This window comes from Flavobacterium buctense, assembly GCF_014486695.1.
GTDB lineage: Bacteria > Bacteroidota > Bacteroidia > Flavobacteriales > Flavobacteriaceae > Flavobacterium > Flavobacterium buctense.
In genome coordinates, this window is the sequence record NZ_JACTAB010000001.1 from 450,490 (window position 1) to 461,386 (window position 10,897).

Sequence of the window (10,897 nt, forward strand, 5' to 3'; positions counted from 1 at the left end):
CAATGATTAAATCAGCTTCAACGGAAATATTTTTTTGAGAATGTCAGATGGATAATAGAGTACTTTATTTTTTGATAAATTTAGAAACATAATCACCTGATTCAGTATTTACTTTTAGAAAGTATATCCCTTTTTCGAGATATTCAACATTAATTGATGGATTGGAAGCGTTGATCTGAAATACTTTTTTTCCTGTAAAATCTAATATAGAGTATGAAATAGCACTTTGATTCTCGGGGAGTATCATTGTAATTCTATCTTCAACCGGGTTTGGAAAGAGTACTATTTTTTGTTGTTGAAAGGAGGGATTAGACAAAGTAAGCTCTCCACCACGTAGGAGAATTAAATTAGAAGAATCAAAATTATTGAAAGTATCAAATTCTCCACCTACAAGAATATTACCATTGTCAAACAAGGAAAGGCTCTGTATTTCGTTCAAACTAAAAACAGCATTTGGATTAAAAGAATTGTCATTACTTCCGTCTGGATTCAGTCGTACAAAATTATTTAATGGATTACCTCCAATGTAATAAGAAAATCCGCCCATGATTATTTTACCGTCAGGTTGAAGGACAAAATCGTTTATGTAATTGGTCGAAATAGTGGATATAAAAGAGGAATCCAGGCTTCCGTTGAAGTTGAGACGAGCAATTCCACAATTGTTATTTCCACAAATGTTCTGCGAATCATAGGAGCCAATACTTCCTACAACGATAATTTTATTATTGGGTTGAACCATAATTTTTGACAAAGGGCCATTAAAACCATCTCCAGATTGAAATGTAGAATCCACACTTCCATTTGGTAATAAACGCATTATATAATTGTGAGGTTCATTATTATAAATATTAAAATTACCTCCAATAAGCATTTTCCCGTCCGACAGAATAACAATTGATTGAACTCCAATATAACTTCCTAAAACAAAACCTGTTCCTTTATCAAAGCTGTTATCTAAAGATCCATTTGTATTTAATCTAATAAGATAGCCATTAGAAACACCATTAACATCAGAAAAAGTACCACCAACCATTATTTTGCCATCCGATTGAACAGCAAGAGCGTTAATAACTCCATTGGTATATGGGGCATCAAAAGAAGAGTCTATACTTCCATCGGTATTTACACGAACTAAATCTGAAAAATTAGTTCCATTGACATTTATGGCAAATGATCCTCCAACAAGAATTTGTCCGTTCGGTAATTCTAAAATTGTTTTTATGAATCCGTGTACATATCCTAGGCCGGAATTAAAGTTAAAAGAATTATCTATTGTGCCATCGGCATTGAACTGAACAACAATATTTGTTTCAGCTTGATATTCTGTAAATTGACCAGCAACAATATATTTTCCATTTGATTTAATTAGAGTATCGAATATATTGTTATTGAATCCCAATCCATAAGATAGAGACAGATCTTGGGTGCCATTATCCAGAATTCTGAAAATTTTTCTACTTCCACCAACTATAATCTTATTTTCTGAACTTATGTCAATTGAATATAAATTTTCATTGGTGGTAAAATTACAACTATCGTCTATTGAACCATCTGGAAGAAGTTTCACAAACCCTGATCTTGAGCTACTGTTGTATGATGTAAAAGTTCCTATTATTATTAACTTACCATTAGAATCTACAATCATTTTTGAAGGAGATTGAAGATCATTAGAACTAGTTCCATTAGGGAAACTAGTTCCTATATTGAAAGAGTTGTCTATTGAGCCATCAGTTAATAATCTTGCTATTTTTTTTTGATCTAATCCTTTGTAAGTACTAAAATCACCACATACCACAATTTTCCCATCAGGTTGAATGACAACATCATTAACTGTGTAATTAAAACCTAAACCTATAGAAAAACTATTGTCTATTGCACCATCTTCATTTAAGCGAATAATACGGTTTCGAGTTACACCATTAAAATTTGTAAAACTTCCAACAATTATAATTTTTCCGTCGGATTGAGCGACTACTTTAGTGGCTAAAGTATTGAAACCAGTTCCAATGTTGAAACTATTGTCTAATGTACCATCTGAATTAAGACGAGCGATTTTATTGTAATTGTAACTGAGAACAATTATTTTCCCATTGGGTAGTACTAATATGTTATTGATGCCATAAACAGCAGTAAAGGACGAAAAAACAAAAGAATTGTCAATACTTGCGTCGGAGTTTAAACGAATTAAAGTAGGTGCGCTTGTAGATTGATAACTAGAAAAACCGCCGCCAACTAAGACTTTACCATCGGATTGAAGTGTTACTGTTTCAACAGAAGTATTAGCATTTGAACCAAAGCCGGTTCCAATAGAAAAAGAAGAATCGATGGTGCCATTTACATTCAATCTAACGATACGATTACATGGAATTCCTCGATATTTTGTGAACTTGCCAACATAAATTGATTTACCATCAGGTTGAGTGGCAATATCATTGATGACATCATTAAATCCCGGATAAGCGCCGTAAGAATGAACAACATCCATTGGATTCTGAGACCAAATGAAAACATAATGGAATATGGCCAATATTATAAAGAATTTTTTTCGCATTTTTTAAAGGATAAATAAAGTGTAACAATTGGTCTCAATACTTTAAATTAGGAATTGACCATCTCCGGAATTTCACCTTCAATAATTAATTCGGCTTCCGTTGAGGCAATAATATGTTCAACCGAAACACCGGGAGCGCGTTCTAAAAGTTTGAATCCTTTTGGTGTGATTTCCATTACGGCCAATTCGGTTACCACTTTTTTCACACAACCAACGCCCGTTAAAGGCAAAGTGCATTTTTTTAAAATTTTACTCTCTCCGGCTTTATTGACGTGCATCATCGCTACAATAATGTTTTCGGCAGAAGCTACTAAATCCATAGCGCCTCCCATTCCTTTTACCATTTTTCCGGGGATTTTCCAATTGGCTATATCTCCGTTTTCAGCCACTTCCATGGCCCCGAGAATCGTTAAATCAACTTTCTGACTTCTAATCATTCCGAAACTGAAAGCCGAGTCGAAAAAACTCGCTCCGGGTAAAGTGGTAATGGTTTGTTTTCCGGCGTTAATAACATCAGCATCTTCTTCGCCTTCAAAAGGGAATGGTCCCATGCCGAGAACGCCATTTTCCGATTGAAATTCAACCGAAATATCGGTGCGCACATAATTAGCTACCAAGGTTGGAATGCCAATGCCAAGGTTAACGAAATACTTATCCTTAACTTCTTGGGCTATTCTTTTTGCGATATCGTTTTTATCTAAAGCCATGACTATTCTCTTTTTCGGGTTGTACGTTGCTCAATTCTCTTCTCAAATTTTTCTCCTTTAAAAATGCGTTGTACCATAATTCCGGGAATGTGAATTTGATTCGGGTCGAGTGAACCAACCGGCACTAATTCTTCCACTTCGGCTATGGTAATCTTAGCGGCACCGGCCATAGGTGCGTTGAAATTGCGTGCGGTTCCTTTGAAAATTAAGTTTCCGGCTTCGTCGCCTTTCCAAGCTTTTACTATGGCAAAATCAGCTTTGTAGGCTAGTTCCATGATGTGCATTTTGCCATTGAATTCGCGCACTTCTTTGCCTTCAGCGACTTCAGTTCCGTAACCTGCCGGAGTGAAGAATGCAGGAATTCCGGCTTGAGCAGCACGACATTTTTCGGCTAAAGTGCCTTGCGGTGTAAGTTCAACATCTAATTCGCCGGAAAGCATTTGGCGTTCAAATTCGGCATTTTCTCCTACGTAAGAAGAAATCATTTTTTTAATTTGTCTTTTTTGAAGCAATAAGCCCAATCCGAAATCATCAACACCGGCATTATTAGAAATACAGGTTAAATTGGTAGTGCCTTTTTGGACCAACTCGGCGATGCTGTTTTCGGGGATGCCGCAAAGTCCGAAACCACCGAGCATGATGGTCATGTTGTCTTCGATGCCTTGCAGTGCTTCTTGTACAGAGTTTACTTTTTTGTTAATCATGATTGATTAGTGTTGTTTAGCGTAATTTGTTTGTGGTGTAAATTTAGGAATTTAAAAGAGAATAGGGAAGGGATTTGTTTCCGCCTGTTTAAAATAAAAAATTCCGCCTGCACTTGTAGACGGAATTTTCTATTATGTTAGTCCGGATTCCTTCGGCAGTCGCTTCGCTCGTGTGAAGATGGTCTCGTCTTTTGGGACGAGACGCGGAAAGCCGGAAATAGCTCCTAAATTTTACAATTCAAAATCATCAATATTTTGTTCTTCTTCCTCGGTTGGAATTGCGGTGGAATCGGTCTCAACTTTTCTAGGGGTCCAACAATCTACTTTGATGGAAAGATTATCGGGTCTTTCGAATGGATCTTTGGAGATTTGAAGGTCTTTGTCTTCATAACATTTCTTCATCATATAACCCCAAATTGGTAAGGCTGCAGTTGCGCCTTGTCCATAAGTGATCCCTTTGAAACGAGCCGAACGATCTTCACAACCTACCCAAACTCCGGTGACAAGATTAGGCACCATTCCAATAAACCATCCGTCAGACTGGTTTTGAGACGTTCCGGTTTTACCTGCAATTGGATTGGTGAACATGTAGGGATAACCTGTCCAACGATTGTCGCCACTACCACCACCTTCGGTTCTTAAACGCACACCCGAACCACTTTCGGTTACGCCTTCTAAGAGTTTAATTACAGCATAGGCGATGTCTTTATTTAGAACGTCATGGGAATCAGGAACAGGTTCGTATAACACAACCCCATTTTTGTCTTCGATTCTACTTATGAATTGAGGCTTAATATAAACCCCTTGGTTAGCAAACGTACTGTAGGCGGCAACCATGTCTTCTACCGTAATTTCGACTGCCCCTAAGGCAATAGAAGGTTGTGATGGAATTTCCGATTTTACACCCAGTTTTTTGGTTAGGCTTGCTACAGCTTCCGGACCGGTTTTATCGATTAATTTAGCTGACACAGTATTTATAGAAAGCGCTAAAGCGCGTTTTAAAGTCACCATGCCTCGGTATTGTCTGTCGGAATTTTTAGGTTCCCAATCTTCTGTAACATTGTGCCTTCCTTTGTGAATCATGAACGGACTGTCGATGATAGAATCACAAGGTGACATGCCTAATTGTTCAATGGCAGTAGCGTAAACAAACGGTTTGAAAGTCGAGCCTACTTGACGTGCGCCTTGGCCTACGTGGTCGTATTGGAAATACTTATAATCAATTCCGCCCACCCAAGCCTTGATGTGACCGGTTTGTGGTTCCATCGACATTAATCCCGCTTGCAAGAAGTGTTTGTAATACCGTATGGAATCCATTGGCGTCATTAACGTATCGATTTCGCCTTTCCATGAGAAGATTTTCATTTTGGCTTTAACCCCAAAGGAGGCGATGATTTCTTCTTCTGATTTGTCCATGTCTTTCATTACTCTCCAACGCTCTGAGTTTTTCATAGCTTGGTTCATGATGCGTTTGGTTTCGTCATCGGTAATGTTTACAAATGGTGCATTTTTATTGTTTTTTTGCTCTGTAAAGAATTCTTGTTGTAGGTTTTTCATGTGAGCCTGAACGGCTTCTTCGGCATGTTCCTGAATTTTAGAATCGATGGTAGTGTAAATTTTCAAACCGTCGCTGTAAATGTCCCAATCACTGCCATCGGGTCTTTTATTTTCTTTGGCCCAATTTTTCATGTATTCACGAAGGAATTCACGAAAATACGTTGCTGTTCCTTCTTTGTGACTTTCGGGATGGAAGTTTAAAACGATAGGTTTTACGGCTAAAGTGTCACGGGATTCTTTCGCCAAAACTTTGTTTCTTACCATTTGGTCTAAAACGGTATTTCTTCTGTTTTTTACTTTTTCCAGACGACGAAGCGGATTGTAGAGGGAAGGATTTTTAAGCATTCCGACAAACATAGCGGCTTCATCAATAGACAAATCACGCGGTTCTTTACCGAAATAGACTTTAGATGCCGAACGAATTCCAACGGCGGTATTTACAAAATCGGCCTTGTTTAAGTACATGGCGATGATTTCGTTTTTGGTGTATTGGCGTTCTAATTTAACGGCGATAATCCATTCTTTTACTTTTTGAATCACACGAAAAGGCTTGAAACTCGAACCTTCACCATGAAAAAGTAATTTGGCTAACTGTTGGGTTATGGTACTCGCACCACCATCGGAACCAAGTTTTATGGCTGCGCCTAAAGTTCTTCTGCCGTCAATTCCGGAGTGTTCGTAGAAACGCTCATCTTCCGTAGCGACTAAGGCTTTTACCAAATGTGGCGGTAAATCTTCGTACTTAATTGGGGTTCTGTTTTCGTTGTAAAACTTACCAATGGTCACACCATCAGAAGAGATGATTTCGGTGGCCAAATTAGATTCCGGATTCTCTAAATCTTCAAAGGAAGGCATGCTTCCGAAAAACCCCCAAGAAGCCAAAAAGAAAAACAAAATCATTACACCAAGTCCGTAAACCAACAACTTCCAAAACTTATTTTGGTAGTATTTAATGTCTTTAACTGTTGCGGTATTATTTTTTTGTGCCATATTTTTATTCTGTAGATTCGATTCTAAAACCAACATCGGATATTCCTGCCAGTGAAGGAACGCCTTCAATTTTGCCGGTTTGTCTCACTGCGTGTTTGATGTGGATTTTATAAATTCCTTTTTGTGTAAAAAGTTGTTTGTCTTTATAAAACAGCTTATTTTCTTTAATATCGGTAAATCCTTCTCCAAGAAGCGTGCCATCAGGATTGGTCATTTGGTATTCTAAAGTATCTACTTTTACTTGTCTGTTTGGGTGTTCCAAAGAAACAATCAAGAACAAATTATTAAACGGATAATCATCGTTATCTCTGACGTTAACGTACAAATTGTACATTTTTTTGGCGTCTAATTGCGGCAATTCAAAAGTGACTACACTGTCTTTGTGCCATTCTTTTCCAACGGATTTGTATTCGTCAAAAACTCTTTTCTCGTCGCAAGAAAATAAAAGCACCGCGACCAATAGCAGGATAAAATTATTTCTTAATCTTAGGCTCATTGTTATTCTCGGATGAGGGTTTTTTATCGGCACCAAAAGGTTTACGCTTTTTATTTTTATTGTTATTTCTTTTCTTATTTCGAGGTTGGTCAAAACGAGTTAAACTCTCTTGTCCCATGGCGTTGTTGAAATCTTTTTCAGGCTCGGCTACAATTTCAAGGGCAAAATCTTCCAATGAACTTACTTTTTTGCCTTGTTTGTTTTGCGCTACAATTTCTCTAACCTGGTCAATTTTCAACACGTGCCAATTGGCAAAATTGTCAAAATAAGCAAACCACATTAAGCCTTTGAAAATATCTTGTTTTTGACAAACGGCGTCGCCTTTTTCGGTTTTCAATTTGGTTTCAAAATCCGGAAAATCTTTTAGCGCATCCATGTAAGTGTCTAATTCATAGTTCAGACAACATTTCAATTTACCGCATTGACCAGCTAATTTTTGTGGATTCAAAGACAATTGTTGGTAACGCGCTGCCGAAGTATTCACGCTTCTGAAATCGGTTAACCAAGTCGAGCAACACAATTCTCTTCCACAAGAACCAATTCCACCCAATCGAGAAGCTTCCTGACGGAAACCGACTTGCTTCATCTCAATTCTGGTACTGAATTCACGGGCGTAATCTTTGATTAACAAACGGAAATCGACACGATCATTCGCGGTGTAATAGAAAGTTACTTTAGAACCATCGCCTTGGAATTCGATATCAGAAATTTTCATTTCCAATTTGTGTGCAATCGCCAATTCACGGGCTTTTACCTTCATCGGTTCTTCCTTATCACGGGAATCACTCCAGATATCGATGTCTTTTTGAGACGCTTTTCGGTAAACTTTAGGAATTTCAGGACTAGTGTGATTAACCCCTTTTTTCTTCATTTGAATTTTAACCAATTCGCCAGTAAGCGTTACAATTCCTACATCATGACCGGGTGAAGCTTCTGTAGCTACAACGTCACCAATACTTAAAGTAAGTTTTTCGGTATTGCGGTAAAATTCTTTTCTGCCGTTTTTAAACCGCACTTCAATACAATCGAAAGGCGCTTCTCCATTGGGCAAACTCATGTTAGAGAGCCAATCGAAAACGGTTAGTTTGTTGCAGCTATCGGTGCCGCAAGTCCCATTATTTTTGCATCCTTTTGGTGCACCACCATCAGATGTAGAACAACTTTGACAAGCCATAATTTGGATATATGTATGTTGGTCGCTTCGTTTCGATAACGAGGCTACTAATCATAAACGTTAAAAGTGTAAAGATAGTATTTTTTAAAGTTTTTAAAATTCTTTTATCTAATATTTACGCTCGTTCTTTTGCAAGAATTTTTTTCTATATTTGTTTTTTAATACAATAAAAATCTAAATTCAATGAAAAAATTAAGTTTATTCTCTTTGGCAATTTTGTCAAGTTTTGCGATTTCATGTTCCTCTGATGATAGTCCGACTACATCCGGAGATATCTTAGGCAAATGGTATTTTAAAGAGTACAAAGTACAAGGACAAACTATTCCTTATGATGACCATGAAGAATGTGGTAAAGATTATATTCAATTCAATGCAGATGGCTCAGGAGCCAATGTAGATGTTTGGAATTGTGAGTTGGACATCGCCCCTTTTACATATACTAAATCAGGCAACAATCTTTCGATTACTTCTGATGGCGTAACTGATATTGTTCCAATAACTGAGCTTTCAGCAACAACTTTAAAAGTAAAAACGATTTCTGATTTTGATGATGACGGTGATGATGAAACAGTTGTTATAGTTTTAACAAAAAACTAAAAAATAAAAACCGAATTTTAGACTACCCCCAAATAGCGTCTAACTATTTGGGGGTATTTTTATGTTACTATCTTAAATAATTTATCCGACAATCGTACTCGGAACGGCACTTCAAAAGTGACTTTATCTCCGGGTTTGGCTATTGTACTTTCTTGTCCGTTGACTAACATTTTATCTAAAATTAATTCTTCATTTCCTGTTGTTGGTCCGGAAATTATGATTTTATCGCCAATATTGAGTTCCTGGTTTTCGATGATAAAAAGGCCAACTTGCGCTTTTACGTAGTAATGTTCGGCTTTGGCAACCAATACTTTTTTCACCTTTATTTTTTGGCGAATGTCGGTTGTTTTTCTGGCTGTAGCCAATGCAATATCGGAGAGTTCACCCGAGTGTTTGAACTTTAGGTTTTCAGATTTTCCTTTGCGGAAGACTTTGTTTCCAACTTGCTTTCCTCGTCTCAATTTTACTTGTTCGGCCAAAGGCAAATGAGTGATTTCCAGACATTCATTGGAACAACAATTTTCCATCGCAACTTTACAATCGTCACATTGGATAAACAACAAATGGCAACCGTCATTTTCGCAATTGGTGTGATTGTCGCATGGTTTTCCACATTGGTGACACTGCGAAACGATATCGTCAGTAATTCTTTCGCCTAAACGATGGTCGAATACAAAGTTCTTTCCAATGAATTTGCTTTGGAGATTTTCTTCCTTGATTTGTTTGGCGTAGTTGATGATTCCGCCTTCCAATTGGAACACATTTTTAAAACCTTGGTGTTTGAAATAAGCCGAGGCTTTTTCGCAACGAATACCTCCGGTGCAATACATTACCAGGTTTTTATCTTCTTTAAAATCTTTTAATTGTTCGTTGATGATGGGCAAACTTTCTCTAAAAGTTTCTACATCCGGAGTTATCGCGCCTTTGAAATGCCCGATTTCGCTCTCGTAATGATTCCTAAAATCGACCACAATTGTATTTGGATCTTCTAAAATCTGATTGAATTCGTTGGCTTTTAAATGCACACCAATGTTGGTTACATCAAAGGTTTCATCGTTTAAACCATCGGCTACAATTTTGTCTCGAACTTTTACGGTCAATTTCAAAAACGAATGGTCATCATGTTCTACAGCCACATTTAGGCGGATGTTTTTCATGAAATCATAGGCTTCTAAAGTTTCGCGAAAAGCTTCCATGTTTTCGGCCGGAATTGACATTTGCGCATTGATTCCTTCTTTGGCCACATACGTTCGGCCTAAAGCATCGAGTTGGTTCCATTCGATAAATAAATCGTCGCGAAATTTTTTGGGATCTTCAATTTTGGCATACGCATAGAAAGACAAAGTTAGTCTTTGCTTTCCGGCTTGGTCAATAAGCTCGGCTCTTTCTTCTGCGCTTAAGGTGTTATACAGTTGCATGCTATAAACGTTTAAGTGAGAAATATGTTGTGAACTCTAAATGGAAGAATTCGGTGCAAATTTACATTTTTTTGGCAATAAAAAAACCCAAACAATTTTTCAATTGAAAGGGTTTCTCTTTCATAGCATTTCTCCCATTTTCATGGCATCTTGTTACTTAGACGCAATTCAACAGAAAAGGTTGCGTGATGTTTTAAAAAATATTTTTTAGCAGAATTCTGCGTAAGCATCTTTTAGGTTTTCCGCGATTAATTCAGCCGGACGACCTTCGATGTGATGACGTTCTAACATGTGAACCAATTCTCCGTTTTTGAACAATGCCATACTTGGTGATGACGGTGGAAAAGGAAACATTTCTGCTCTGGCTGCGTCAACGGCTTCTTTGTCAACACCGGCAAAAACGGTGATTAAATGGTCCGGTTTTTTAGCGCCATCTAAACTCATTTTCGCACCCGGACGAGCATTTCTTGCCGCACAACCACAAACCGAATTGACAACCACAAGTGTTGTTCCTTCTGCTTTGATAGCGTTTTTTACGTCGGCTGCTGTATATAATTCTTGAAAGCCTGCTTCTGAAAGTTCAGCGCGCATAGGCAATACCATTTCTTCTGGATACATATTTTTTAATTTTAACTATTAGTAACTATTAGATTTTGAAATCTCTTGCAAAGATAATGAGAATTCTGAAGGTAATTTTTAAAGA

The 10,897-nt window shown here is 37.5% G+C and carries 9 protein-coding genes; 1 reads left to right on the plus strand and 8 read right to left on the minus strand.

The annotated features are described in order from the left end of the window. Positions 1 to 64 precede the first annotated feature (64 nt). From ICG50_RS01985 to ICG50_RS02010, 6 genes are all read right to left on the minus strand, one after another. Positions 65 to 2,551: a T9SS type A sorting domain-containing protein gene (locus ICG50_RS01985; RefSeq protein ID WP_187659234.1), complete on the minus strand. Its 2,487-nt coding sequence runs from the start codon at positions 2,549 to 2,551 to the stop codon at positions 65 to 67. A 47-nt stretch (positions 2,552 to 2,598) separates the two neighbouring features. After that, positions 2,599 to 3,258, minus strand: coding sequence for a 3-oxoacid CoA-transferase subunit B (locus ICG50_RS01990; RefSeq protein ID WP_187659235.1), 660 nt, complete (start codon positions 3,256 to 3,258; stop codon positions 2,599 to 2,601). A 2-nt stretch (positions 3,259 to 3,260) separates the two neighbouring features. Further along, positions 3,261 to 3,962 carry a CoA transferase subunit A gene (locus ICG50_RS01995; RefSeq protein ID WP_187659236.1) on the minus strand — a complete coding sequence of 234 codons (702 nt, stop codon included), beginning with the start codon at positions 3,960 to 3,962 and terminating at the stop codon, positions 3,261 to 3,263. A gap of 231 nt (positions 3,963 to 4,193) precedes the next feature. Continuing rightward, a complete protein-coding gene (locus ICG50_RS02000) occupies positions 4,194 to 6,509 on the minus strand; it encodes a penicillin-binding protein 1A (RefSeq protein ID WP_187659237.1) in 2,316 nt (771 codons plus the stop codon). A 4-nt stretch (positions 6,510 to 6,513) separates the two neighbouring features. Then, positions 6,514 to 7,005 carry a gliding motility lipoprotein GldH gene (locus ICG50_RS02005; protein WP_187659238.1) on the minus strand — a complete coding sequence of 164 codons (492 nt, stop codon included), beginning with the start codon at positions 7,003 to 7,005 and terminating at the stop codon, positions 6,514 to 6,516. Then, positions 6,983 to 8,179: a PSP1 domain-containing protein gene (locus ICG50_RS02010; RefSeq protein WP_187659239.1), complete on the minus strand. Its 1,197-nt coding sequence runs from the start codon at positions 8,177 to 8,179 to the stop codon at positions 6,983 to 6,985. Before ICG50_RS02010 ends, ICG50_RS02005 begins: the two co-directional genes overlap by 23 nt. A 183-nt stretch (positions 8,180 to 8,362) precedes the next feature. Between ICG50_RS02010 and ICG50_RS02015 the strand changes: the two genes are divergently transcribed. Next, complete coding sequence (locus ICG50_RS02015) at positions 8,363 to 8,776, plus strand: lipocalin-like domain-containing protein (protein WP_187659240.1); 414 nt, start codon at positions 8,363 to 8,365, stop codon at positions 8,774 to 8,776. Between the two features lie 59 nt (positions 8,777 to 8,835). Here ICG50_RS02015 and trhO read toward each other — a convergent pair whose 3' ends face one another. Continuing rightward, a complete protein-coding gene (gene trhO, locus ICG50_RS02020; RefSeq protein ID WP_187659241.1) occupies positions 8,836 to 10,194 on the minus strand; it encodes an oxygen-dependent tRNA uridine(34) hydroxylase TrhO in 1,359 nt (452 codons plus the stop codon). Positions 10,195 to 10,401: 207 nt separating this feature from the next. After that, positions 10,402 to 10,812: a BrxA/BrxB family bacilliredoxin gene (locus tag ICG50_RS02025; protein WP_187659242.1), complete on the minus strand. Its 411-nt coding sequence runs from the start codon at positions 10,810 to 10,812 to the stop codon at positions 10,402 to 10,404. Between the last annotated feature and the right edge of the window lie 85 nt (positions 10,813 to 10,897).